18 protein-coding genes are annotated in these 25,348 nt (G+C 71.8%); 10 read left to right on the top strand and 8 right to left on the bottom strand.

The genetic code is table 11. The features are described 5' to 3' along the window. The first annotated feature begins 447 nt into the window (after window positions 1-447). Window positions 448-897, top strand: coding sequence for a PTS sugar transporter subunit IIA (locus ABTX78_RS26250; protein ID WP_352209251.1), 450 nt, complete (start codon window positions 448-450; stop codon window positions 895-897). Window positions 898-972: 75 nt separating this feature from the next. Then, the gene (gene ptsP, locus ABTX78_RS26245; RefSeq protein WP_352209250.1) at window positions 973-2,643 is read left to right on the top strand and encodes a phosphoenolpyruvate--protein phosphotransferase; all 1,671 of its coding nucleotides are present in this window, start codon (window positions 973-975) and stop codon (window positions 2,641-2,643) included. Window positions 2,644-2,702: 59 nt separating this feature from the next. On the opposite strand, the gene ABTX78_RS26240 is transcribed toward ptsP, so the two are convergent. Beyond that, the gene (locus ABTX78_RS26240; protein WP_352209249.1) at window positions 2,703-3,680 is read right to left on the bottom strand and encodes a DUF8829 domain-containing protein; all 978 of its coding nucleotides are present in this window, start codon (window positions 3,678-3,680) and stop codon (window positions 2,703-2,705) included. Between the two features lie 158 nt (window positions 3,681-3,838). Next, on the bottom strand, window positions 3,839-5,809 hold the full coding sequence (locus ABTX78_RS26235; protein ID WP_352209248.1) for an acetoacetate--CoA ligase: 1,971 nt from the start codon (window positions 5,807-5,809) through the stop codon (window positions 3,839-3,841). A 215-nt stretch (window positions 5,810-6,024) separates the two neighbouring features. On the opposite strand from ABTX78_RS26235, the gene ABTX78_RS26230 reads away from it, so the two are divergent. Next, window positions 6,025-8,385, top strand: a complete 2,361-nt coding sequence (locus ABTX78_RS26230) for a glycoside hydrolase family 31 protein (RefSeq protein WP_352209247.1) — start codon at window positions 6,025-6,027, stop codon at window positions 8,383-8,385. A gap of 357 nt (window positions 8,386-8,742) precedes the next feature. Here ABTX78_RS26230 and ABTX78_RS26225 read toward each other — a convergent pair whose 3' ends face one another. Beyond that, entirely contained in the window at window positions 8,743-9,246 is a 504-nt protein-coding gene (locus tag ABTX78_RS26225; RefSeq protein ID WP_352209246.1) for an NUDIX domain-containing protein, read from the bottom strand. A 59-nt stretch (window positions 9,247-9,305) separates the two neighbouring features. Between ABTX78_RS26225 and ABTX78_RS26220 the strand changes: the two genes are divergently transcribed. From ABTX78_RS26220 to glpK, 6 genes are all read left to right on the top strand, one after another. After that, window positions 9,306-10,115 (top strand): M15 family metallopeptidase, encoded by an 810-nt coding sequence (locus ABTX78_RS26220; protein WP_352209245.1) that lies wholly within the window; start codon window positions 9,306-9,308, stop codon window positions 10,113-10,115. A gap of 187 nt (window positions 10,116-10,302) precedes the next feature. Then, the gene (locus ABTX78_RS26215; protein ID WP_352209244.1) at window positions 10,303-10,650 is read left to right on the top strand and encodes an Mpo1-like protein; all 348 of its coding nucleotides are present in this window, start codon (window positions 10,303-10,305) and stop codon (window positions 10,648-10,650) included. A 50-nt stretch (window positions 10,651-10,700) separates the two neighbouring features. Then, on the top strand, window positions 10,701-11,153 hold the full coding sequence (locus ABTX78_RS26210) for a Zn-ribbon domain-containing OB-fold protein (protein WP_352209243.1): 453 nt from the start codon (window positions 10,701-10,703) through the stop codon (window positions 11,151-11,153). After that, window positions 11,150-12,340, top strand: a complete 1,191-nt coding sequence (locus ABTX78_RS26205) for a lipid-transfer protein (RefSeq protein WP_352209242.1) — start codon at window positions 11,150-11,152, stop codon at window positions 12,338-12,340. The genes ABTX78_RS26210 and ABTX78_RS26205 overlap by 4 nt, the downstream gene beginning before the upstream one ends. A 263-nt stretch (window positions 12,341-12,603) precedes the next feature. Then, complete coding sequence (locus ABTX78_RS26200) at window positions 12,604-13,365, top strand: MIP/aquaporin family protein (protein WP_352209241.1); 762 nt, start codon at window positions 12,604-12,606, stop codon at window positions 13,363-13,365. Between the two features lie 56 nt (window positions 13,366-13,421). Beyond that, window positions 13,422-14,936, top strand: a complete 1,515-nt coding sequence (gene glpK, locus ABTX78_RS26195) for a glycerol kinase GlpK (protein WP_352209240.1) — start codon at window positions 13,422-13,424, stop codon at window positions 14,934-14,936. 117 nt (window positions 14,937-15,053) lie between these two features. Here the strand turns inward: glpK and ABTX78_RS26190 are convergent, their stop codons facing one another. Genes ABTX78_RS26190 through ABTX78_RS26175 form a run of 4 tightly spaced genes read right to left on the bottom strand, consistent with a single transcriptional unit; the run spans window position 15,054 to window position 19,196 of the window. Beyond that, entirely contained in the window at window positions 15,054-15,659 is a 606-nt protein-coding gene (locus tag ABTX78_RS26190; RefSeq protein WP_352209239.1) for a GTP-binding protein, read from the bottom strand. Continuing rightward, window positions 15,640-16,044, bottom strand: a complete 405-nt coding sequence (locus ABTX78_RS26185; RefSeq protein ID WP_313947556.1) for a DUF742 domain-containing protein — start codon at window positions 16,042-16,044, stop codon at window positions 15,640-15,642. Before ABTX78_RS26185 ends, ABTX78_RS26190 begins: the two co-directional genes overlap by 20 nt. A gap of 9 nt (window positions 16,045-16,053) precedes the next feature. Next, window positions 16,054-16,506: a roadblock/LC7 domain-containing protein gene (locus ABTX78_RS26180; protein WP_352209238.1), complete on the bottom strand. Its 453-nt coding sequence runs from the start codon at window positions 16,504-16,506 to the stop codon at window positions 16,054-16,056. Then, window positions 16,503-19,196, bottom strand: a complete 2,694-nt coding sequence (locus tag ABTX78_RS26175) for a sensor histidine kinase (protein ID WP_352209237.1) — start codon at window positions 19,194-19,196, stop codon at window positions 16,503-16,505. The genes ABTX78_RS26180 and ABTX78_RS26175 overlap by 4 nt, the downstream gene beginning before the upstream one ends. Before the next feature lie 476 nt (window positions 19,197-19,672). Between ABTX78_RS26175 and ABTX78_RS26170 the strand changes: the two genes are divergently transcribed. Then, window positions 19,673-20,113 (top strand): hypothetical protein, encoded by a 441-nt coding sequence (locus tag ABTX78_RS26170; protein WP_352209236.1) that lies wholly within the window; start codon window positions 19,673-19,675, stop codon window positions 20,111-20,113. Window positions 20,114-20,148: 35 nt separating this feature from the next. Here ABTX78_RS26170 and ABTX78_RS26165 read toward each other — a convergent pair whose 3' ends face one another. Beyond that, window positions 20,149-25,293, bottom strand: a complete 5,145-nt coding sequence (locus tag ABTX78_RS26165) for a hypothetical protein (protein WP_352209235.1) — start codon at window positions 25,291-25,293, stop codon at window positions 20,149-20,151. Between the last annotated feature and the right edge of the window lie 55 nt (window positions 25,294-25,348).

Raw genomic sequence — 25,348 nt, 5'->3', positions numbered from 1 at the left:
GGAACCTCGCCATCCGAAGATGGACGGGGTATCAACATATCTGGCGTTGACTTTTGGCACGCTGTTGAGTTCTCAAGGAACGGACGCTTCCTTTGGGCCTTCTTCAAGGTCCTCCGGGCGCTTCCCTTCGGTGTTTCCAAACCGTATCAGGCTTTTTCGGTCTCCCTGACCATCCGCCCTGCGGACATGCAGAGGTTTAGACCAGTTAGGATCTCGGCTTGATAGGCGCTGCCGACCCCCGACTCACTGTCGCGTTGGGGCCAGGCAGGGGTACGACAGTACCTGTCGCCAGGAGGCGAGGCAAATCGTTTCCGGTGCGTCCCTAGGTCCGCCAACTGGTAGGTCCCAGGCGGAACTAGGACTTCTCATGACTTACCCTTCTGAACAGTGCGCCGTCCTCGACAAGCAGTGACGGCGCAGTAACGAATCTCCGCCCCTGGAGGCTCCATGACCACAGTGACGTCCCCTCTTTCCGGACGTGCCATCGGACTCTCGGCGGTGCCGGACCCGGTGTTCTCCGGTGCCATGGTCGGTCCGGGTACCGCCATCGATCCCGTGCGAGAGCCCTCGGAAGCGGTCGCTCCCGTCGACGGCATCGTTGTCTCCCTCCATCCCCACGCCTTCGTCGTCGTCGACGACGAAGGACGCGGCGTGCTGACGCACCTGGGCATCGACACCGTCCAGCTGAACGGCGAGGGCTTCGAACTGCTCGTCAACAAGGGCGACACCGTTCGCCGTGGACAGCCCGTGGTGCGTTGGAACCCGGCGGCCGTCGAGGAAGCCGGCAAGTCCGCCATCTGTCCGATCGTGGCGCTCGAGGCCACGGCCGACTCCCTTTCCGGACTCCGTGAGGACGGCGACGTGAAGTCCGGGGACACCCTCTTCACCTGGCAGTGACGCCGACGCCGTGATGACGGCGAGTTGCACATCCAACGCGGCGGCACAGGCCGTCGCCCAATCGGAGACGGTCAAATGGAGACAACGCTGCGAGGCGTCGGCGTGAGCCACGGGGTGGCGATCGGCGAAGTACGGCACATGGGTACGGCGGTCCTGGAGCCGCCGGCGAAGCAGATCCCGGCACAGGACGCGGAGCGCGAACAGGGGCGCGCCCGCAAGGCCGTGGAGGCTGTGGCCGCAGACCTGATCGCTCGGGGCAATCTGGCGGGCGGCGAAGCCCAGCACGTGCTCGAGGCGCAGGCCATGATGGCGCAGGACCCCGAGCTGATGGCCGATGTGGAGCGGCGCATCGCTGTCGGGAGCACGGCCGAGCGCGGGGTGTACGACGCGTTCGCCTCGTACCGGGCGCTCCTCGCGGGTGCCGGTGAGTACCTGGCCGGACGCGTGGCCGACCTGGACGACGTACGGAACCGCATCGTGGCGCGACTGCTCGGTGTGCCGATGCCCGGTGTGCCCGACAGCGACGAGCCGTATGTACTGATCGCCCGGGACCTCGCGCCGGCGGACACGGCGCTGCTCGACCCGGCGCTGGTGCTCGGGTTCGTCACCGAGGAGGGCGGGCCGACCAGTCACAGCGCGATCCTGGCGCGGGCGCTCGGTGTCCCGGCCGTGGTGGCGCTGCCCGGTGCGTGCGAGCTGGCCGAAGGCACGGTCATCGCGGTCGACGGCAGCACCGGTGAGGTCTTCGTCGAGCCCAGCAGGGACAAGCGCACACAGATGGAGCGCGCGGCAGCCGAGCGGAAGGCTGCTCTGTCCGCGTCGACCGGACCGGGTGCCACATCGGACGGGCACAAGGTGCCGCTGCTGGCGAATGTCGGCGGTCCGGCGGATGTTCCGGCGGCGGTGGAAGCCGGTGCCGAGGGCGTCGGTCTGTTCCGTACGGAGTTCCTGTTCCTGGACGACAGCAAGCAGGCGCCGTCCGAGGAGAAGCAGGTCGAGGCGTACCGCGCGGTGCTGGAGGCGTTCCCCGAGGGCCGGGTGGTCGTGCGGGTGCTGGACGCGGGCGCGGACAAGCCGCTCGACTTCCTGACGCCGGCGGACGAGCCGAATCCGGCGCTGGGTGTGCGCGGACTGCGCAGCCTGCTGGATCACCCCGAGGTGCTGCGGACCCAGCTGACGGCGCTGTCGAAGGCGGTCGAGGGTCTGCCCGTGTATCTCGAGGTCATGGCGCCGATGGTGGCGGACCGTACGGATGCGAAGGCGTTCGCGGACGCGTGCCGCGAGGCGGGGCTGCGGGCGAAGTTCGGCGCGATGGTGGAGATTCCGTCTGCCGCTCTGCGGGCGCGCTCGATCCTGCAGGAGGTGGAGTTCCTGTCGCTGGGGACCAACGACCTCGCGCAGTACACCTTCGCCGCCGACCGTCAGGTGGGTGCCGTGTCCCGGCTTCAGGACCCGTGGCAGCCGGCGCTGCTCGACCTGGTGTCGCTGTCGGCCGAGGCCGCGCGGGCCGAGGGCAAGAGCTGTGGTGTGTGTGGTGAGGCTGCCTCCGATCCGCTGCTCGCCTGTGTGCTCACCGGTCTGGGGGTGACGTCGCTGTCCATGGGCGCCGCGTCGATCCCCTATGTCCGCTCGACGCTGGCGAAGTACACGCTCGCGCAGTGCGAGCGAGCCGCGGCCGCAGCTCGTGCCACGGACACCGCCGAGGAAGCGCGTCTGGCCGCGCAGGCGGTGCTCTCCGGCGAGTAGCCGCGGGGACAGGTCGGTCGAGGGGCTCCCGCCGGGGACGGCGGGAGCCCCTTCGCCGTTCAGTGGTGGGCCTCCGGGTCGTCGGTGGTGACGGGGAAGCCCGCGCAGTACTCCACGCCTGGTTCGGGTGAGAGGGGCTCTCCGGTGGCCGCGTCCGTGCAGTAGGCGCTGAACACCTCGCCCGCGGTCAGCGGGAGGAGGCGGCCCTCGTGCAGCCGCCAGCCGCGGAGGCGGTCCGGTGCGTCGGGTGTGCTGGTGCGCAGCACCAGTCCCCCTGGGCTTTCCAGGGCGACGGCGGTCGCGAGGACGGTGACGAACTCGGCGGCCTCGGCGGCGTCCAGTTCGGCGGCTGATGCTGCCGTGGTCGCGTTGCCTTCCGCGTGCAGGACGGCGAGGAGCTGTTCGTCCCGGGCGGGGACGCTGCACACGAGGTGGTGTCTGCCCGCTCCGGCCCCTTCGAGCAGGCGCATCAGCAGTCGGGAGGCGCGGTCGAAGGCTGCCCGGCCGACGTCCTGGCCGCAGTCGGCGCAGTCGCCGAGGTCGGCGAGGAGCAGGGTCGCGTACTCCCAGGTGGCCTGGCGGACCGCCGTGTCGATGAGCTCGGGCAACAGGCGGTCGAGTGGCTGGCCGGTATAGCTGACGGTGCTGCCGCGGGTGGTGATCGCCGCGGTGTAGCTGCTGCGGCTGGTGGGTGTGTCGGGGTCGAGGTCGTGCTCGGAGCAGTACTCCGCGAAATCCTCCGGGTCGAACAGGGCGACGGTGGTGTGCAGTTGACGGCCGGCGAGTGACTTGAGCAGCCCGTCGATCTGCTGGAGGTAGTCGCGGTGGTCGTCGAACGGGAAGGTGCGGTACCCGCGCATCGCCTCGAAGTCGTAGGCGTCGGTCAGCACCCCGACGGTGCCGGCGACTTCGCGGCGCAGCGCGCGCCTGAGGGTGGTGTCGGTCGTGGGGCGGTCCCCTGCGGCCCTGGGCCCGGTGCGACTGCCCTTGCGCCTCGATCGCCCGGCCTGTCGGCGGGCTGCCTTGTCGTGCGCCATTTCTCCCCCTGACGGTTGTCGACTGGTCGTGACTCACCGTAATGGGCGGCACTGACAACGCCGGGGCAGACCACCGCGACAGGCGCCGGTGCAGGCGTCCGGCCTCGGTTGTCGCCGGGATGGGGTCGATTCCGAGGCCGGACAGGAGGCGGTGGCGGTTACGGACGGCTGCGGGCGAGTTCCTCGTAGAACCTGAGCAGTTCCAGGTTGTCGACCGAGCCGGGATTGACCGCCTTGGCGAGGGCCGTGCCCTGGAGCAGACGTTTGACGGGGACCTCGATGCGCTTGCCTGTCAGGGTGTGCGGGACACCGGGCACCTCGATGATGTCGTCGGGGACGTGCCGCGGGGAGAGCTGCTCGCGGATCGTCCGCGTGATGCGGGCGCGCAGGTCGTCGTCGAGCGTGGCGCCGTCGGCGAGGTGGACGAACAGCGGCATCCAGTAGCCGCCGTCGGGCTCCTCCAGACCGATGATCAGCGATTCGCGGATTTCCGGGAGGCGCTCGACCGCCTCGTAGATGTCGGCGGACCCCATGCGTACTCCCTGACGGTTCAGGGTGGAGTCGGACCGGCCGTGGATGACCACGGAGCCGCGGTCGGTGATGGTGATCCAGTCACCGTGTCGCCAGGCGCCGGGGAACATCTCGAAGTAGCTGTCCCGGTAGCGGCTTCCGTCGGGGTCGTTCCAGAAGCGGATGGGCATCGACGGCATCGGGTTGGTGACGACCAGTTCGCCGACCTCGCCGATGACCGGCTTGCCCTGCGGGTCCCAGGACTGGAGGTCGGTGCCGAGGCAGGCGGCCTGGAGCTCGCCGATGTGGACGGGCAGGGTGGGCACGGCGCCCGCGAAGCAACTGCAGACGTCGGTGCCGCCGCTGACGGAGGCGATCCAGAGGTCGTCCGCCACCTCGTCGTGCAGCCAGCGGAAGCCGTCCGGCGGGAGCGGGGATCCGGTGGTGGCGACGCAGGCGATCCGGGACAGATCATGGTCGCGGGACGGGTGGACGCCGGCCTTGCGGCAGGCCATGACGTACGCGGCGGAGGTTCCGAAGAACGTGGCCTCGGTGCGTTCGGCGATGCCCCACTGCGCTCCGGTGTTCGGATAACCGGGGCTGCCGTCGTACAGGATCACCGTCGTGCCGGTGAGCAGGCCGGAGACGAGGAAGTTCCACATCATCCAGCCGGTGGAGGTGTACCAGAAGAACCGGTCCTTCGGGCCGAGGTCGCAGTGCAGTCCCAGCTGCTTGAGGTGCTCCAGCAGGATGCCGCCCTGGGACTGGACGATGGCCTTGGGCAGGCCGGTGGTGCCGGAGGAGTACAGCACCCACAGCGGGTGGTCGAAGGGGACCGGCTCGAACGCGGGCTCGGTGTCGCCGGAGGTGACGGCGGACCAGTCGAGCGCGCCGTCGGGCGCCTCGGTGCCGAGGAGGGGGATGTGGACCACGGCCCGCAGCGTGGGGAGTTCGGCGCGCAGTTCGGCGACGGTCTCCCTGCGGTCGTGCTCCTTGCCGCCGTAGCGGTAGCCGTCGACGGTGAACAGGACGACGGGCTCGACCTGCTGGAAGCGGTCGAGCACGCTGCGGGCACCGAAGTCGGGGGCGCAGGAGGTCCACACGGCGCCGACGGCGGCGGTGGCCAGCAGTGCGGTGACGGCCTGCGGGATGTTGGGGAGGTAGCCGCTGATCCGGTCGCCGGGGCGCACGCCGAGTGCGCGCAGTTCGGCGGCCAGGGCGCCCACCTGGCGCCGCAGCTCGGCCCAGCTCACCGGAGTCGGCTCATGTGTTTCGTCCACATGGAGCAGGGCCGGATCGTGGGGGCGTTCCTCGGCGGCCCGCAGGGCGTGTTCCGCGTAGTTGAGCATGGCGCCGGGGAACCACTGGGCGCCGGGCATGGCCGGATCGGCGAGCACGCGCTCGTAGGGGGCGGAGAACCGGACGTCGAACCAGTCGGCGATCGCGCGCCAGAACGTTTCGAGCTCGTCGACCGACCAGCGGTGCAGCGCCGCGTATCCGCCCTGCGCCGGGGCTCCGTGATGCTCGGCGGCCCAGCTCTGGAAGCGGGTGATCCGCGCGGCGGCGATACGGTCGGAGTCCGGCTGCCACAGGGGGGCAGGGTTCGCTGCTGAGGTCATGAGGCGGCTCCCGGCTGGCTCTACGCGGTGTCGGCGTGGTCACGCGCACGTGCGGGGTGGGCGCGTGACGCGCTGACACGGACGATGCCATGTGATCGTCTTTCGCACCAGGGCTCCCCACCCATGGTCGGGCCGGGGAATATGTGGTCCCACCATGGGTGAACGGGAGTTGAACAAACCTCCCGTACGCCCGGCCGGATGGCAGGCTGAGCTGCATGGATGGTCGTGATCTGGTGCGCTCGGTGCGGAACTTCGGAACGGTGCAGGGGTTGCGCGCGGTGCGTTCGGCCTGGCGGCAACGGCGTACCGACGCGCGGGAACTGCCGGCGAGGGGTGCGGAGCGTGCGAGGGTGCCCGGTCCGGTGGCCGGCGCGGAGCCGCTGCCGGGAGGCGGGATCGTCCGGTTCGCCCGTTCCGAGCTGCGGATCTGCGTCACCGCCGGCGGTGCCGTCTTCTGGGGATGGGACGGCGCGGAACCAGAACCGTCGTACGCGTTGGACGGAGCGCCGCCCGAGCCGGATCCGAGGGCCTCGCTGGAGCCCGACAAGGACGGCGGCTGGCGGGTGGTGTCGGAGCGCCTGAAGGTCGAGGTGTCCAGGAACGGGGCGGTGGAGATCCGCACCCCCGGGGGCGTGGTCCTGCGCCGCGATCTTCCGCCGCGCTGGTGGGAGCCGGTGCACGGCGGGCCCGCGCGCTGGGTGCAGCGGACCGAAGTGGCGGCGGACGCCCGCTTCTTCGGGCTCGGCGGCCGGGCGTCGGGTCCGCGGCTGCGGGACGGCACCTACCGTCTGTGGAACACCGACCCACGGGGTTCCTTCGGCCCCGACGACGATCCGCTCTACATCACCATGCCGGTGCAGCTGGTCGTGGCGGACGCGGGCACGCATCTGGCGTTCCACGACAACTCCTGGGACGGCCGCGTCACGCTGCGCGAGGGCGAGGAGGGCGCGGGCTCCGGGCACGACCGGCCGGGCATCAGCGAGGTGCGGATGGACGGTGGTCCGCTGCGCTGCTGGGTCGCGGTCGGCACGCCCGCCCGTGTGCTGAGCTGCTGGGCCCGCCTCACGGGGGCACCAGCCGTGCCGCCCTCGTGGGCGCTCGGCCCGCAGCACGCCCGCTGGGGTTTCGGCAGTGAGCGGGAGGTGCGGCGGATCGCGGCGGGCTACCGGGAACGGGATCTGCCCCTGTCGGCGATCCACCTCGACATCGACCACTACGACGCCCGCCAGGTCTTCACCGTCGACCGCGCACGGTTCCCCGATCTGCCGGGGATGGCGAAGGACCTGCGCGAGGACGGGGTACGGCTCGTCTCGATCGTCGATCCCGCGGTGAAGGCCGAGCCGGGGAACGCGGTGTACGACAGCGGGCTGGCGGCGGGGGCGTTCGTCAAGGACCGCCAGGGCCACGAGGTGCACGGAGTGGTCTGGCCCGGTGACTGCGTCTATCCCGACTTCACCGATCCTGTGGCTCGGCGCTGGTGGGGCGAGCTGTACGAGGAGCGCCTGGCGCAGGGCTTCTCGGGGGTGTGGCACGACATGAACGAACCGGTCTCCTTCACCCCCTTCGGCGACATGACCCTGCCGCGGTCGGCCCGGCACGCGCTCGACGGGCAGGGCGGCGACCACTGGCAGGCCCACAACCTGTACGGGCTCACCATGGCCCGCGCCGGATACGAGGGTCTGCGGCGGCTGCGCCCCGCGGAACGGCCGTTCCTCTTCTCCCGCTCCGGCTGGGCCGGGATGCAGAGGTACGGCGGGACCTGGTCCGGCGACGTCTCCACCGGGTGGCCGGGGCTGCGCGCTTCGCTCTCGCTGGTGCTGGGACTCGGCCTGTGCGGGGTGCCGTACTCGGGGCCGGACGTCGGCGGTTTCGACGGCGTCCCCTCGCCCGAGCTGTATCTGCGCTGGTTCCAGCTGGGCGCGTATCTGCCGCTGTTCCGTACGCATGCGGCGATCGACGCGGGGCGCCGGGAGCCGTGGGAGTTCGGGCCTGCCGTCCTCGCCCACGCGAAGGCGGCGCTGGAGGAACGTGAGCGGCTGCAGCCGTACTTCGTCACGCTCGCGCAGTTGGCACGGCTGACGGGGGCACCGTATGTGCGGCCCGTGTGGTGGGACTCCCCCGAGGACAGGACGCTGCGCGACTGCGAGGACACGTTCCTGCTGGGCGACGCGCTGCTCGTCGCTCCGGTGCTGGAGCGGGGTGCCGACCGGCGTGCGGTGCGGTTGCCGCGCGGCCGCTGGTACGACACGGCGACCGGCCGGGCGTACGACGGCCCCGGGCAGGTGCTCGTGGACGCTCCGCTGTCGCGCGTCCCGGTCCTGGCGCGGGGCGGCTCGGTGATTCCGGTACGGGGTGCGGACGGCAGTACGGAGCTGGAGGTGTGGGCTCCCGCGGCGGGACGCCGGGGCGGTGGCCTGGTGGTCCCGGACACCGGCGACGGCTTCGAGCCCACGGAGGTGGAGCGTTACACGACCCGGCTGGTGGACGGCCGGGTGGTGGTGAAGCAGATCAATGCGGACGGCTCAGGTCCACCGAGGTGGCGGGTACGGGTGAGGGGGCTGGGGGCGAAGGGGTAGGGGGCGGGTGCGGACGTGGGCAGCGGGGGCCGCGGCGGGCCGATGGTGGGGAGCGCGCTCGTGGCCGGGGCGTAGGGCCGGGGGCAGGTCCGCACGGGTTCTGTACGACCGGACGAGGCTCGGCCGGCGCAGCGTGGTCCACACGCGGGCACCCGGCGCCGGGCATCGGTCGGGCGGCGCGGATCCGCACGCGAGCGGTACCACCGGGGCGTATGCCGGTCGGTGCGGTCGGGTGCCCCGCCTCGGAGCGGGGGCGCGGATCGGCCGGCTCAGGGTCCGCACGTGCACTGCGCGGTTGTAGCGCCCGCCCGCCCGGGTCGTGCGGATCAGCCGGACCGGATCAGCCCGAGCGCTCGGTCAGCCGTAGACGCCGCCGAACCAATTCTTCGCCGCCGTCGTGTGCAGGGGGAATGCCAACTTCGCCGGGGTGCGCAGCACATGCCAGCCCTCCGTCTCGTCGGTCGCCTCCGACGGTGGGAGGTCCGCCGCCGCACGCTCCGGCAGCATGCCGAACAGCAGCAGATGGCCCCCGGGGGCGCTCATGGCGTCCGCCAGGCGTACCTCGTCGCGGGTCGCGTCGATGCCCGTCTCCTCCCGCAGTTCACGGACGACCGCCTGTTGCCAGTCCTCGCCGAAGTCGATGAATCCGCCGGGCAGCGCGATCCCGCCGCGCCGGGGTTCGACGGTCCGGGTGATGACGACCAGTCCCGTTCCGCCCGCGTCCCGGACCGGGAGCAGGGCGACCGCCACGGGGAGCGGATTGCGGTAGGCGGTGTCTCCGCAGGCGGGGCAGGTGCGGGGCCAGCCGGTGGCGGGGCCGTACGGCGCACCGCAGTTGCCGCAGTAGGAGTCCTTGGGCACGCGCGGACTGTATCCGATCACCTTTCCCGCACGGGCCGGAACTGATAGACGGTGTGCCCATGACACGACGCGCTTCCGTTCTCCGCACCCTGTTCGCGACCGGTGCCGCCCTCGTCTCCCTCGCCGCCGCCACCGATCCCGCCGCACAGGCCGACCCGGAGCCCACGGCCCCGAAGGAGTTCGTGGCCCTGCGGTCGGTGGATCCGACGATCATTCAGGAGATGCGCTACACCACCGCGCACAATTTCGTGGGCGAGCGGATCGACGGCTACAAGCAGCCGCTGTGCATCCTCACACGGCCGGCCGCGAAGGCCCTGCACCGGGCGCAGCGGCAACTCCTGCGCCGGGGCTATTCGCTGAAGGTGTACGACTGTTACCGGCCCCAGCGGGCGGTCGACCACTTCGTGGAATGGGCGAAGGATCTGGACGACGAGGCGATGAAAGAGGAGTTCTATCCCCACGTCGACAAGTCGAGGCTGTTCGAGGACGGCTATATCGCCGAGAAGTCCGGGCACAGTCGCGGCAGTACGGTCGATCTCACCGTCGTGAAGCTTCCGGCGCGCCCCACCAGGCCTTATGTACCTGGCGAGCCCCTGGTCCCCTGCTATGCCCCGGCGTCCGAGCGATTCCCGGACAGTTCCGTGGACATGGGGACCGGTTTCGACTGCTTCGACACGCTGTCGCACACCGAGGACCCGCGCATTCAGGGCACGCAGCGAGCGAACCGGCAACTGCTGACGTCGACACTGAGCGGTCTCGGCTTTGTGAACCTGGCCGAGGAATGGTGGCACTTCACCTATAAGCCCGAGCCTTTCCCGGACACCTATTTCGACTTCCCCGTCGCCCGGAGGTCGGTCGCCGGTCACTGAGCGACCGGCCCGTCCGGACGCTGAACCGTCCGGGTGCTGAACCCTTCCGGGCGCTGGACCCTGCCGCGCGGGCGCCGGGCGAACGGACCGGCCGGGACCACCCCCGTAGGCTCCGGCCGGTCCGTTCACTGCTATCCGACGCACGGGAGCCGTTTCCGGTTCTCCTCCCAGGGATTACGGTGCGGACATGGCAGAGCAGACCTTTGACTCGTACGAGGAATTCTGGCCCTACTACGTCGCGATGCACTCCAGGGCTGCGACCCGGTGGGTGCATCTGACCGGGACGCTCACCGGACTGGCGGTGAGCGCCTACGGGCTGGCCCGCGGACGGAAGCGATATGCGGCGGCGCTGCCGCTCATCGGCTACGGCACGGCCTGGCCGGCGCATTTCTTCATTGAGAAGAACAACCCGGCCACGTTCGGACATCCCGCCTGGTCGCTGCGCGGGGACGTCCAGATGATCAGGATGATGCTGGCCGGCCGGGACGCGGAGCTGGCCGAGACCGCCGCCAAGTGGCTCGCCGAGAACCGGTAGCCGTGGCACACTTCTGACGTTCCGTCAGATTGCCGTGCCGGGGAGGACCCTTGACGCGCACGCCCGTGGTCGCCGGATGGTTCACGCACGACAGCGGTGAGGAGGACTTCCGGCTGCTCGGCACCCGGTGCACGGCGTGCTCGTCGGTCTTCTTCCCCCGCGAGGACGCCTTCTGCCGCAACCCCGCCTGCTCGGGCGAGGAGTTGGCGGAGGTGCCTCTCTCCAAGCGGGGACGGGTGTGGTCGTACACCGACGGCCGCTACCGGCCGCCCGCGCCGTACGTCTCCGATCCCGGGACGGAGTGGGAGCCCTACACCCTCGTCGCCGTCGAACTCGCCGCCGAGCGCATGGTCGTGCTCGGACAGACCCCGCCGGGGGTCTCCGTCGCGGATCTCGCGGTCGGCATGGAGGTCGAGGTCGTGCCCGGTGTGCTCGACGGGGGCGCGGGGACGGACAGGGCGTTGGCGACCTGGCACTGGCGGCCCGTGGCGGTGTCGTCATGACCGACGATGTGGCGGTCCTCGGGGCCGGCATGCATCCCTGGGGCAAGTGGGGACGCAGCTTCGTGCACTACGGGACGGTGGCCGCCAGAGCCGCCCTCGCCGACGCCGGGATCGCCTGGTCGCAGATCCGCTCGGTGATCGGCGCGAACAGCGTGCGCTGCGGCTATCCCGGCTATGTGGCGGGGGCGACCTTCGCGCAGGCCCTGGGCTGGCAGGGAGTCCGTGTGACCAGTGTTTACGCTGCCTGCGCCTCGGGAGCGCAGGCCGTCGAAGCGGCCCGTACGCAGATCCTCGCGGGCATGGCCGACGTCGTGCTGGTGGTGGGCGCGGACTCGGCCCCCAAGGGCTTCTTCGCACCCGCCGGCGGCGATCGTCCCGACGACCCGGACTGGCTGCGCTTCCGGGTGCTCGGCGCGACCAACCCCGCCTACTTCGGGCTCTACGCCCGGCGGCGCATCGCCGTGCACGGCGACACCCCGGAGGACTTCGCCCTGGTCAAGGTCAAGAACGCCGCGGCGGGGGCGCTCAACCCCAACGCCCGTTACCGCAAGGCCGTTTCGGTCGAAGAGGTGGCCGCCTCCCCCGTGGTCGCCGATCCGCTGCGGCTGCTGGACATCTGCGCGACGTCGGACGGCGCGGCCGCGCTGGTGCTGTCGAGCATGGACTTCGCGCGCCGGAACGGAGCGGCGGATCCCGTTCGTATCCGTGCGGTCTCCACGGTCACCCCGACCTACCCGAGGACGGTGCTGGATCTGCCCGACATCGCGACCGACTCGGCCACCGCGGTGGAGCCGTCGCCGGACTCGTTCCGGGCGTCCATCGCCGCGGCGGCGTACGAGGAGGCGGGCATCGGGCCCGAGGACCTGTCGCTGGCCGAGGTGTACGACCTCTCCACGGCCCTGGAGCTGGAGTGGTACGAGGACATCGGGCTGTGCGGCGCCGGTGAGGGCGCCAAGCTCGTACGGGAGGGGGCGACGGCGCTCGGCGGACGCGTCCCGGTGAACGTCAGCGGCGGGCTCGCGTCCTTCGGCGAGGCGGTGCCCGCCCAGGCCATCGCCCAGATCTGTGAGTTGACCTGGCAGTTGAGGGGCACGGCCGGGCAGCGCCAGGTGCCCGGGGCGCGTACCGGAATCACCGCGAACCAGGGGCTGTTCGGGCACGGATCGGCGGTCGTCGCCGTCCGCTGAGGCGCTGTACGTATCCCGGAGAGGCGTCAATTTCCTGCCCGGGAGCGGCCGTTGCTGCTCACCACCTTGACGCCCCAACACGGTCGGTGAACACTGCCTGTTCGTCGGCATCGCCGCATTTCGGCACGCTCACCACGCTCGTCACGGACGCCGGGCGGGGGCGAGATCTCCCTGCCTCCGGCTCCCCCAGCCATGAAAGTCCATGGCACGCACCCTGCACGGAGGACCGGGGCCGGGCCCCGGGCGAGGGCTTAGGAGCCGCCATGAGCAATGGGGACATATTCCTCGGTGAGGTCATCGGCACCGCGATACTCATCCTGTTCGGCGCGGGCGTCTGCGCCGCCGTCACCCTCCACCACTCCAAGGCCAGGGCAGCCGGCTGGATCGTCATCGCCTTCGGCTGGGGTTTCGGAGTGCTGGCGGGTGCGTACACCGCCGCCCCGCTGTCGGGTGGGCACCTCAACCCCGCGGTGACGCTCGGCGTGGCCGTCGACACCGGGGAGTGGGGCAAGGTTCCGCTGTACATCCTGGCGCAGATGGTCGGCGCGATCCTCGGAGCCGTCCTGGCCTACCTCGTCTACTTCGCGCAGTTCCGGGCCAACGCCGAGGAGGACAGGGCCCAGCCGACGCTCGGGATCTTCTCGACCGGCCCCGAGGTCCGCAGCCCGGTCGCCAACACCATGACCGAGGTCATCGCGACCGTCGCGCTGGTGCTGCCGATCCTCGCCTTCGGCAAGAACGACGGCATCGGCATCGGCCAGATCCCCGGGCAGGACGCGGGCATCTACGGGTCCGGCATCTCGATCCTGCTGGTGTCCCTGCTGGTCGTCGGCATCGGTCTCTCGCTCGGCGGGCCGACCGGCTACGCCATCAACCCCGCGCGCGACCTGGGGCCCCGGCTGACCCACGCCGTCCTGCCGATCCCCAACAAGGGCACGTCCGACTGGGGTTACGCCTGGGTGCCGGTGGTCGGCCCGGTGATCGGCGGGCTGTTGGCCGGCCTCATCTTCAACGCAGCCTTCTAGGCCTCCCGGGCCACATCGACAAGCCGCACGACAAGCCGCATCGACAAGGGGACGTCATGACGGACAGGTTCGTCGCCGCAATCGACCAGGGCACCACGTCCAGCCGCTGCATCATCTTCAACCAGGACGGCGCCATCGTCGCCGTCGACCAGCGCGAACACCGTCAGATCTTCCCCAAGCCGGGCTGGGTGGAGCACGACGCGACCGAGATCTGGTCCAAGGTGCAGGCGGTCGTCGCGGGTGCGATCGCCAAGGCCGGGCTGCGGGCCGACCAGCTCAGCGCTCTCGGCATCACCAATCAGCGCGAGACGACGGTCCTGTGGGACCGGGCCACCGGCAAGCCGGTGCACAACGCGATCGTGTGGCAGGACACCCGTACCGCCGCCCTGTGCAACGAACTGGGCGGCACGGACGGCCAGGACCGCTTCCGGGACGCGACCGGGCTGCCGCTCGCCAGCTACTTCTCCGGCCCCAAGGCAGCCTGGCTGCTGGACAATGTGCCCGGGCTGCGCGGCCGCGCCGAGCGCGGCGAGATCGCCTTCGGCACCATCGACTCCTGGCTGATCTGGAACCTCACCGGCGGTACGGAGGGCGGCGTCCACGCCACGGACGTGACCAACGCGTCCCGCACCATGCTGATGAACCTCCAGACCCTCCAGTGGGACAGCTCGATCCTCGCGGCCATGAACGTGCCCGAGTCCGTCCTGCCGGAGATCCGGTCGTCCTCGGAGGTCTACGGGACCGCGGTCGGCCAGCTGGCCGGGGTGCCGGTCGCCTCCGCGCTCGGCGACCAACAGGCCGCGATCTTCGGCCAGGCCTGCTACGACACGGGAACGGCCAAGAACACCTACGGCACCGGCAGCTTCCTGCTGCTGAACACCGGCAACCGTCCCGTGCCGTCCAAGAGCGGGCTCATCACCACCCTGGGCTACAAGATCGGTGACGAGAACCCGGTGTACTGCCTGGAGGGCTCGATCGCGATCACGGGCGCGCTGGTGCAGTGGTTCCGCGACCAACTGGGCATCATCCGCAGCGCCGACGAGATCGAGACGCTGGCGGCGAGCGTGGACGACAACGGCGGGGCCTACATCGTGCCCGCCTTCTCCGGCCTCTTCGCCCCGTACTGGCGCTCCGACGCCCGTGGCGTGATCACCGGTCTGACGCGGTATGTCACCAAGGCACATCTGGCGCGCGCGGTGCTGGAGGCGACCAGCTGGCAGACGCGTGAGGTCGTGGACGCGATGTACCAGGACTCCGGGGTGCAGATCACGACGCTGAAGGTGGACGGCGGCATGACCGCGAACAATCTGCTGATGCAGCATCAGGCAGACGTCCTGGGCGTGCCGGTGATCCGGCCGAAGGTGTCCGAGACCACGTGCCTGGGTGCCGCCTACGCGGCCGGTCTCGCCACCGGCGTCTGGGCGGACCTCGACGAGCTGAAGACCCACTGGCAGCGCGATGTGGAGTGGTCGCCGCGGATGGAGGCGTCGGCTCGCGAACGTGAGTACGCGAACTGGCGCAAGGCGGTGGAGCGGAGCTTCGGCTGGGAGGAGGACGGCGGCCGGTCCTGAGGCCCCGGCTGCCGCGAGCCGCTCCGCGGCCGCGCACAAGCCCACGGCCCGTACCCCAGTCGGTGGGGGTACGGGCCGTGCTTCTGCCTGGGGGACGTGCCGCGGCCGCTGCGCAGGTCAGGTGGTGGCGTGCTCGCGCTGCCGGTCGACGCGGGCCAGTGCGTGTTCCACCACCGCCACGAGCACCATCTTGACCGACTCGCGGTCGCGGGCGTCGCACATCATCAGGGGCACCTCGGGATCGAGGTCGAGTGCGGCCCGTACGGTCTCGCCGGGGAAACGGCCCGCGCCCTCGAAGCAGTTGACGCCCACCGTGAAGGGGATGCCACGGCGTTCGAAGTAGTCGATGGCGGCGAAGGAGTCCTCCAGCCTGCGGGTGTCGGCGAGCACGACCGCGCCGAGAGCACCCTGGGCCAGCTCGTCCCACAGAAACCAGAAGCGGTCCTGGCCCGGCGTGCCGAAGAGATAGAGCACCAGGTCCTCGCGGAGCGTGATGCGGCCGAAGTCCATGGCGACCGTGGTGGTGGTCTTGGACTCGACGCCCGCGATGTCGTCCACGGGCCGGCCCGCCTCGCTCAGCGTCTCCTCGGTGCGCAGCGGTCTGATCTCACTGACCGCCCCCACCAGGGTCGTCTTGCCGACGCCGAATCCACCGGCGACGAGGATCTTGAGTGTCACCGGCTCGACGGGAGGCTCCCGGCGGCTAGAGCGCCCGAAGACCATTGATCACCTCGCGGAGAATACTCACGTCCGGCAGTTCGGCCGGCGGAACGGGACGGGTCACATGTACGAGTGCGTCCTCGACGAGGTCGCCGACCAGCACCCGGACCACCCCGACGGGGAGATCCAGGGTGGCGGCGAGCTCGGCGATCGACTGCGGCATGTCTCCGCAGCGCTCGACGATCTCGACATGTTCCGGGGACAGGGACTGGTCCTGGCCGGGGTGGTCCGCCGCCGGCTCGGGGACGACCAGGGCGATCAGGTCGAGCCGGTGGCGGGTCGCGCTGCTGGTGCGGCCCCGTGTCATGGCGTACGGGCGGACCACGGGGCCCGCTTCGGCGTCGAAGTAGTGGTGAGGGTGCTGGGCGTTATGAGTCGAGTCACTCATGCCGGACGCTCACCCCCCGGCGGCCGGACCGGACCGTGGCGCGGTGGCGAGGTGCACTCCGACCCGCTTGACCATCAGGGTCATCTCGTACGCCACGAGGCCCACGTCAGAGTCGGCGTCGGCGAGGACGGCCAGACAGCTGCCGTCACCGGCGGCGGTGACGAAGAGGAAGGCCTCATCCAGCTCCACCACGGTCTGGCGGACCTTGCCGGCGTCGAAGTGGCGGCCGACTCCCTTGGCGAGGCTGTGAAATCCCGAGGCGACGGCGGCCAGATGCTCGCTGTCCTCCCGGGTCAGCTCTCCCGAGGTGCCGGTCGCCAGGCCGTCGCCGGAGAGCACAAGTGCCTTGCGGATGCTGCCGACGCGGTCCACCAGCTCGTCGAGAAGCCAGTTGAGCTCGCCGGAACCCTTGGCGACCGGGCGGCCGCCCACGGCGTCTGCTGCGGTGTGCGGTGCGGTCATCGACCGTCCCCCTCCGATGTGTCTCGTGGTGCCGGCCGGCCGGTACCGGCGGTCTGCCCGGCTTCGTCGGCCTCGTCTGCGTTCTGGAGGCGGCCGCGTTGCCAGCCTCGTTGCATGGAAGCCATGCGGTTGCGTACTTGTTCCGCGTCTCGTTCGACATCATCGCGCACGTCGGGTGCGGGGCTCTGCCCCGACCCCTCCCTGAGCTGCGGGGCGAGGCTCGCCTGGCGCACCCGGCGCGGCAGGCCGTCGATCAGCCCGGCGTCCGGCGGCCCGTCCGGCGGCCCGGGCGAGGACCACGGTCCGGGGGATGCCGGACGGAGTTCGTGGGCGGGCGCGGAAGTCGGTTCGGTGCGCGCCGGCTCGGGGGCCGGGGCGGGGTGCGAGCGACCCGGTTCGTCGACCCGGCGCCCGTGGTCGGTGACCAGGGTCGGCGGTTTGCGGCGGGGAAGCGACACGGGTCCCACCGTCCGTTCCGGCGCCGGCTCCAGCGCCTGTTGATGCTGTTCCTCGGGGACCGGGCGCCGGCGTCCGCGTGACCTCGCCCGGAAGATGCCGCCGCGCTCGCTCTCGGAGTCGCCGATGTCGGCGATGGTGCCGGAGTCCCGTTCCGCGGGTCGGCCGTCGAAGCCCAACGGGTCGACCGGACCCTCCAGTTCGACGGGACCGTCGAGCAGTGCCGAGCCGTTCGCCCGGCCCGGGCCGGAGAGCGCCGACAGTTTGCCGTCACTGCCGCGCCGGCCCGCCGCGCTCTCGCTCTTGCGGTCGAGCCGGAAGCCGGTGCCCTGTGTCTCGGGGGCGTCCGTGAGCAGCGCCGCCGGGATGAAGACGATGGCGGTCGTCCCGCCGTACGGCGACGGCTGGAGGGACACCCGTACGTTCTGGCGCTGGGCGAGCCGGCTGACGACGAACAGGCCGAGGCGGTCGGTGTCGGAGAGCTCGAACTCGGGCGTCTCGGCGAGCCGGAGGTTGGCGTCGAGGAGAACCTCGGGGGCCATACCGAGTCCGCGGTCGTGGATTTCGAGTGTGAAGCCGTTGGCGACACGCTCGCCGTGCACCTGGACGCCGGTGTGCGGCGGGGAGAACACCGTGGCGTTCTCCAGGAGTTCGGCGATGAGATGAGTGAGGTCGGCGACCGCCGGGCCGCCGACGCCGATGCGGGGCAGCCGGCGCACCTCGATGCGCTCGTAGTCCTCGACCTCGGCGACCGCCGCGCGGACGACGTCCATGAGCTGGATCGGCTTGCGCCACTGCCGGGACGGCGCGGCACCGGAGAGGATGACCAGACCCTCGGCGTGCCGGCGCATACGGGTCGTGAGGTGGTCCAGGCGGAACAGGTCCGCGAGTTCCTCGGTGTCCTCGGTGCGGCGCTCCATGGTGTCGAGGAGCGTGAGCTGGCGGTGCAGAAGCACCTGGTTGCGGCGGGCGAGGTTGACGAACACCTCGGAGACGCCGCGCCGCATGTCGGCCTGGCGTACCGCGGCCTCGACGGCCGCACGCTGGAGGGTGTTGAGCGCCTGGCCGGCCTGGCCGATCTCGTCCTTGTCGTATTCGAGGCGCGGGGCCTCGGTCTCGACGTCGACGTGTTCACCGGCCGCCAGTCTGCGCATCACGCTCGGCAGGCGGACGCCCGAGACCTCGTGGGCCTCCTTGCGCAGCCGCGACAGGGCGCGGACGAGGTCGCGGCCGATGCGCACGGAGACGATCACCGACACCAGGAGGGCGAGGAAGCCCAGGACGCCGGCGATGCCCGCGCGGACGAAGACGCTGTACGCGGCCGGGTCGACACGGTCCTGGTAGCGCGCCCCGGCGGCGTCGGACTCACGGGCGAGTTCGTCGAGTACGGGGGTGGCGGCCGACTGCCAGTCGGCGGCCTCGGCCGCACTGACCTTGTCCAGCGGTCCGCCGGCGATGAGGCGTTCCTCGGCGTCGCGCAGGGCCGCGGTCTCGGGGCTTCGCCAGTACTGCTCGTAGATCCCGCGTTCCTGCGCGGGCAGGACCTCGAGGTTGATGTCGTAGTACAGCTCGCGGTTGGCCACGAAGACGGAGAGCTTGCGGATCTCGTCGGCGCTGACCTTGCCCGTCGTCAGGGCGGAGGCGATGAGCGCGTCCTCGCGGGACAGCATCTCCATGGCGCGGACGAGGCCGACGAGGGCGCGCCCCTGACGTTCCATGCCGACGTCGTTGAGGGCGTGCAGGCTGGTCAGGAAGCGGAAGCCGGGGTCGACGATCCGGTTGTAGAACTCCAGGGCCTGGGCGCGCGAGACGGTGCCCGCCTCCACGGAGCGGCGCAGGGCCGCGAGGCCGTCGAGCCCTTCCAGCAGAGAGTTGAGCCTGGAGCGGCCGTCGGGCCGCATGTCCTCGCGGACTTCCTTCTTCTCCGCGTTCTCCTTGATCCTGGCCACGGCGGCATCGGTGGCCGCGCGCCTCTCGCGGAGCGTGGGCAGCGCGTCGGAAGCACGGCGGTCCGCCAGGTAGACGAGCGTCTGTCGGCGCTCCTTCTGGATGACCTCGAGTGCGTCCCCGACCGGGTGACCGACCTGGTCGACCACCGAGCCGACATCGAGAAGCTGGTCCGCCTCACGGCCGGTCAGTACGGTGGCGAAGCCCCAGAGAGCCGTCAGGGAGACGAGCGGCACCATCAACAACGCCACGATCTTCCGGCGGATGGACTTCCCGCGAAAGCGCATGGCCTCCCCCTGCTCAACCCCGCCCACGGCAGGCGGTGTTATCCGTCAACAAACGGCGCGAGCCTACTACTGTCACACAGACAACTCGAAGGTGCGTCCGGACGATTTTCAGCCTGCCCACGATGCGCTGATCACGCCTTGTCCTGGTATTCAAGGAGATGGCATTCCCCGCGTGTCCCGCCCCGCCTGGCCGCGCGTCATTTTTCGGACCGCGGTAGATGGCTGGAAATTTTCGTTCTGCGGGAATCATCGCGCCTGGTCAATCGTCCTTCTGTACGGGGGTTGCGGGGGCGCGTCCGCATCGGCGGACGGCGGATTCGGTTCACCGCCGGGCCGTTCGCGGCCGGCACCGGTTGTTCATCTCCTTCGGCGCGTCCGACGTGCGGCTACGTCCGTGTACGACGCGGCGCCGGAGTAAAGCAACGGAATCCGGGCAGCCACCCTGAAGCCGGACAGAAGTGGGGAGTGACAGTTCCATGGACACGGACGAGCGTCGCGGAGCGGTACGAGCGACGGGCCATGCGCAGGATTCTCCGCAGCTCTGGGTCGAGGAGCCGGTGGCGAGACGGCGTATGGCGGATCCGGTTCGCACGGCGGCGGTCCGCGCGGTACTCATAACGTCCCTGACGTTGATTCAGGCGATGATCGCCTTCCTCTGCACCCTTGCCGGTTCATGGCTGGCATTCCCGATGGTGCTCAGCTCTGTCGCCAGCACGGTGGTGGCGACCTGGGCGGTGCTGGACGTCTGGGTGACCCGTCAGGTGTGGAACCAGCGCCATGGGGTGATCTCCGCGCCGAGCAGCAGCGCGCGGCAGCTGCGGCGAGAGCGCCGTCGGCTGCGGCGGGCGGTCAAGGCGTCCGCGCGCGAGAGTGCGCGTATACGGCGGCAGAGCCGGGGCCGGCTGTCCCAGGCCTGAACAGCCGGGCCCCTGCGCGGTGTCGAGGCCGCCCGCTATCGGCGGGCGGCCTCCGCCGCGGCGGGTTCGGTGTGCGCGGCGGAGTGCTCGGGTGCAGCCGGGTTCTCGGGTGAGCCGGCGTTTCCGGGCGAGGCGGGGCTCCCGGGTGGGGCGGAGGCACCGGCCGAGGCGGAGTCCCCGGGCGACACGGAGGTCCCGGACGAGGCGGAGGTTCCGGGCGAGGCGGAAGTACCGGGTTCCTGCGCCGCTGCGGCGCGCTTGTACATCCTGGTCGCGGTGATCTCACCGTGGACCGTCTCGCCGGACGGATCGTGCTGGGGCAGGCCGGGCCGCAGGTGCTCCTCGACGCTGATGTACTTGAGCCCCGCCCGCAGATCCGCGTCGTTGCGCAGCCTGATGACGAGCGGGAACTCCGCGAGTGCCGTGGTGTCGAACAGGCCGGTCGTATAGAGCAGTTGGACGCCGAGGGCATCCGACACCGCCCGCTGGAGCTCCAGCAGATAAGTGGCGTTCGCCCGGCCGATCGGGTTGTCGAGGAACAGGGTGCCCGCGTGGCGGTGCCGGTCGCGGCCTCGGTCGTTGCTGCGCAGCGCGGCCATCGTGCAGTAGAGGGCGATGGCGGCCGTGAGCAACTGGCCGCCCGAGAACACATCGCCCATCTGACCGACCGGGACCCGCTCGGCGCGCAGCACGGCGTCCGGCTTGAGGATCTCCACGGCGACGCCCTTGGGCTCCAGGGCCGCCTGCACTCCGCGCAGCAGCAGCGACATGCCGTCTCTGCGCCCCTCGCCGTAGACGGCCGAGGAGTTCTTGCGCACGGCCGCGCGGGTCGCCTCGTCGATGACCTCGCCGAGCCGCTCGGCCAGCGTCGCCTGGTCCGGCTCCTCGAAGCGGATCCGCAGGAATTCCTGGCCGGACCACTCGCCGAGACCCTCGGGCAGCCGGGAGAGCCGCTGCGCCGAGCGCAGCGTCGTCAGCGCCGACTCCACCAGGCCGCGCAGCCGGTCGACGATGGTGTCGCGGTTGCGCTCCAACTGCTCCAGCTCGTCGGTCAGTACCCGCAGGCGCGGCGCGAACGCCTCGGCCCACTTCGCCGCGTGCTCCGGCAGGGCGGACGCCGGCAGCTCCCTGATCTGCTGCCGCGCGGGAGTGCGCACCTGCTCGTAACGCGTGGAGTTGGCGTGCCGGACGAGGACGTCGCTCGCCTCCCGTACGGAGTTTTCGGCGGCCGACAGATCGGCGGCGCAGCCACGCAGGGAACGGCGAGCCTCGGTGGCGGACTGGCGGGCATCCGCGAGGCTGCCCGGGTACGGCTCGGGGGTCTCCTGGCTCTCCTCGTCGTGCTGCTCCCGCAGGAGGTCGCGCAGCTGGGCCGCGGCCTCCTCGAAGCCTCCCCTGGCGTCCTCGGATGCCCGGTGGGCCTGGAGCAGGCTCGCGTGGGCGTCGCGGGCCGTCTCCAACGCGTCCGTACGCGAGGCGAGTTCGGCTGTCGCCGTACGCAGCAGGGTCTGTGCCCGGTCGGCGTCGGCCGGGACCAGCTCGTCGGGGAGCTCGGTGTGTGCGTCGCCGTCGGCGGGGGCAAGTCGTTCCGCCTCGCCGCGCAGCCGGCCCAGTTTCTCGCTGGCCTCCGTCGCCCGTGACTCCAGCATCTGCACCAGCGACTCGGCGCGGGCGGCCGCGGCCTGGCGGGACGGTCCGTCGGCGCCGTCCGTGCCCTCCAGGAGCTGGGCGGCACGGGTGCGGACCTTGTTGGTGAGCCGGTCGAGCTCGGCGAGGGCGGCGCTCTCGTCGCTCTCGGCCCGTGCCTGCTCGGCGCGGAGGTCCGCGCCGACGCCGACCTTCTCGTACAGCTGGGAGGCGGCGCGGTAGGCCTCGCGCAGGGCGGGGAGCGCGGCACGGGCGGCGTCCTCGTCCGGCTCCGGCAGATTCTCGGGTGCTCCCGCGATCTCGGCGCGTTCGGCACGCAGGGCGCGGGCCGTGCGGCGGGCGTCGTCGCCGGCCCGCTGGGCGGCCCTGCGGTCCTCGTCCGCGGCTTTGGCGCGCTCCAGGCAGGTGGCGGCCCTGGCCTCGGACTCGGCCGCCTCGTCGGCCAGCTCGCGCAGCTTCACCTGCCAGCCGGCCCGCTCCCGCAGCCGGAACGCGAGGCCGGCGAGTGCGTCCGCGACCCGGCGGGCGCGCTGGGCGGCGTCCTGGCGCTCGTCACGGACGCGCGCGGCGTCGGCAGCCGCCTCGTCCGCCTCGGCGCGGACGGTCCGCGCCTGCGTCAGTGCGGCCTGCGCCTCCTCCGCGGCCTTCCGGGCAGCGTGTGCGGCCTGCGCCAGCTCGGCGAGCATGCCCGGGGGGCAGTCCGCGCGCCACGATCCGATGCGCGCGGCGAGGGACCGGTCCGCAGCGAGCCTGGCGGCGAGCGCCCGGATCTCCTCGTCCCGGGCGGCGGCCCGTGCGCGGAGCGCCTGCCGTTCCTCGTCGGCCGCGTGTTCGTCGTGCATCGCGGGGTTCGGCGGTACGAGGAAGACACCGGTGCCGTCGTCCTGGCCGGTACCGGGTCCGGGCACCGGTGCGAGCAGAGCTGCCGCTGTGCCGACGGCGACCGCGGAACGGGGCAGCAGCGCGGCCCCGGTGAGGACCTCGCGGGCGCGGGCGTGCGACGCGGGATCGGTGATCACCACACCGTCGACGAGCTCGGGGCGCGCGGCGAGGACGGCGGCGTGGTCGGCGGGGTCGACGGCCTGCGCGAGGTAGCGCCAGCCGGGGAGCGCCGGAACGCCGTGCTCTCCCAGGTACTCGACGGTGGCGAGGACGTCGGGGCCGGGCGGCAGCAGGCCGCCGTCGCCGAGCGCCCCGAGGATCCGGGTGTCGTCGGCGGCGACGGTCCGCAGGTCGAAGAGCTGGCGCTCGGCGGCGGCGACGTACTGGTCGAGCAGTTCGTGGAGCTCGTCTGCGTACCGGTCCAACTCCTCGGTGGTGAGGGGGCCTTCGGCCGGGAGGGTGGTCCGGGTGACGGGGCCGGCGGGACCCTGCGCGGACGCCTCGGCGTCGGCGGCCTCGCCGGATGCTCGGCGACGGGCGTACCGCTCCTCCGCGGTACCACCGTGTCCCGTTCCGGGCGCCGGGGATGCCGAGCCCGGTTCCGGCGCGGTGTCCGCGCCCCCGGTGTCGTCACCGGCGCCGGGTGCCGACGTATCCGTGTGGCCGGCCGGGCCGTCCTCAGCAGGGCCCGAACCCGTCCCGTACGCCTCGGTCGGCGCGTGCACTCCCCCGCGGCCGGCCTCAGCGCCGGCCGTGCCACGGCGGGGCGAGGGCACCGTGGCGCCCGTGGCCGGGGCGTGTGTCATCGGGGGCAGGCTGAGGAGTTCCGCGAGGCGGTCGTCCTCCGCGATGGCGTCCGCCGCGCGGCGTTCCGCCTCGTACGCGTTCTCCGCGGCCTGAGCCGCGTCCGACGCCCGGGCCGCCGCCAGTTCGGCGCGGGACTCCGCCGCGGCCGCCTCCCGCGCGCGGTCCGCCGTGGCGCGTCCCGTTTCGCGCGCCGCGTCCCATGCCGCGACCGCCGTCTTCTCCGCGTCGCTCGCCGCCAGCGCGGCGCGCGCCGGGTCCGCGTCCGGGGCCGTGTCGTCGAGCCAGCCCGCGCGTACCGCCTCGGCCGTCTCCCGCTCGACCTCGCTCAGCCGCTGCCGGAGGTGGCCGATCTCGCTGCGCGCACGCTGGGCCTCGGTCGCGGCGGCCGTCGCGTCGCGGTGGGCGGCCTCGCCCGTCTCCTGGAGGGCTGTGGAACGCTCCTCCTCCTCGTTGGCGACCCGCTCACCGGCTTCGGCCGCGGAGTGCAGCGCCCGGACGAGATCGGCAGCGGCCTTGGCGCGGGCGGCGAGCGCGGGGGCGGCGTCGCGCTCGGCCTCGCGGATGGCGACGGCCACGCGGGCCGAGCGGTCGGAGGCGGCGCGGTGCCGCAGCACCGCCTCCGCCGCCTGCCACGCCGAGTGCAGCGTGCGGGCGTCCATCAGCTCGCGCCGCTGGGCCGCCGCGCCCTTCTCGGCGACGGTCAGCGCCAAGGACGCGTGCCGGTAGGCCAGTTCGGCCGCGATGAGGGAGCTGCGGCTGCGGGCCTGCTCCGCTTCGGTGACCGTGTGCGCGGCGGCCGTGACCTGCTCGGTCAGCTCCTCGGTGCGGGCGCGCTCCAGCTCGGCCCGTGCGGAGAGCCGGCGGGCGAGCGTACGCGTGCGGCGCTCGGCTCCGGTGTGGATCTCGCGGGCTCGCGTACGAGCTTCGGCCGCCTCCACGATCCGGCCGAGCAGGTCGGCCGATCCGGCGGTGAAGTCGCGCTCGGCGGTCAGCTCGGCGCGGCGGCCCAATTTGTTGCCGAAGCTGCTGACGAGGTCGGCGAGGCCGTCCGTGTCGCGGGTGTCGGTGACGGCCCGCAGCAGCAGGTCCGTGAAGTCGGAGTCCTTCTTGACCGCGAAGAGGCCCGCGGCCTCGCCCTCGTCCGCGTTCATCTCCCGCTGGTAGCGGAACAGTTCGGGATCGAGGCCCACCTCGCCGAGGTGCTCGTTCCAGCGGTCGTGGATCTCTTCCCAGTAGACGTCCAGGTGCGGATACACCTTCGCCGCCTCCGTGATCGCGTCCCGGAAGCCCTTCATGGTGCGGCGGCGGCCCTGTGCGCCGGAGACGCCTTCGACCGGGGGGCGTACCACCGAGGACTCGGCGACGGGCAGGGAGTCGAGGCTGAGCCCCGGGCCGGGCCGGAAGGAGTACCAGGCCTCGGCGAATTTCCGCGGGTCGTTGGAGACCTGGCGTCCCCGCCACTCGCTCACCTTGCCGACCACGATCAGCTCGCCCGTGAGGGTGTGCTGCCACTCCAGCGCGACGTGCCCGCAGTCGTCGGCGAGCAGGAACTTGCGCAGGACTCCCGAGCTCGCGCCGCCGAGCGTGTTGCGGTGACCGGGCAGCATCACCGAGAAGATCAGCTTCAGCAGGACGGACTTGCCGCCGCCGTTCTCCAGGAAGAGCACGCCGGCGGGGGCCGGACGGCGGGGCGGGCCGGCCGGCTCCTCCTCGAAGAACTCGGCTTGCGTCGGCGCGGGGTGGGGCACCGGCGCGCCGACCCCGCGCAGATCCAGCACGGTGTCGGCGTAGCGCGCACCGGCGGGCCCGATGGAGTAGAGGCGAACGCGGGACAGCTCGTACATGGCGGCGGACTCTCGTGGTCGGCAGGCGGATGGGCGGGGCGGGTGGCAGGGGCCC

The sequence above is a fragment of the Streptomyces sp. NPDC096193 genome, from assembly GCF_040302905.1.
Lineage (GTDB): Bacteria > Actinomycetota > Actinomycetes > Streptomycetales > Streptomycetaceae > Streptomyces.
This window is presented reverse-complemented; position numbering and strand designations above follow the sequence as displayed.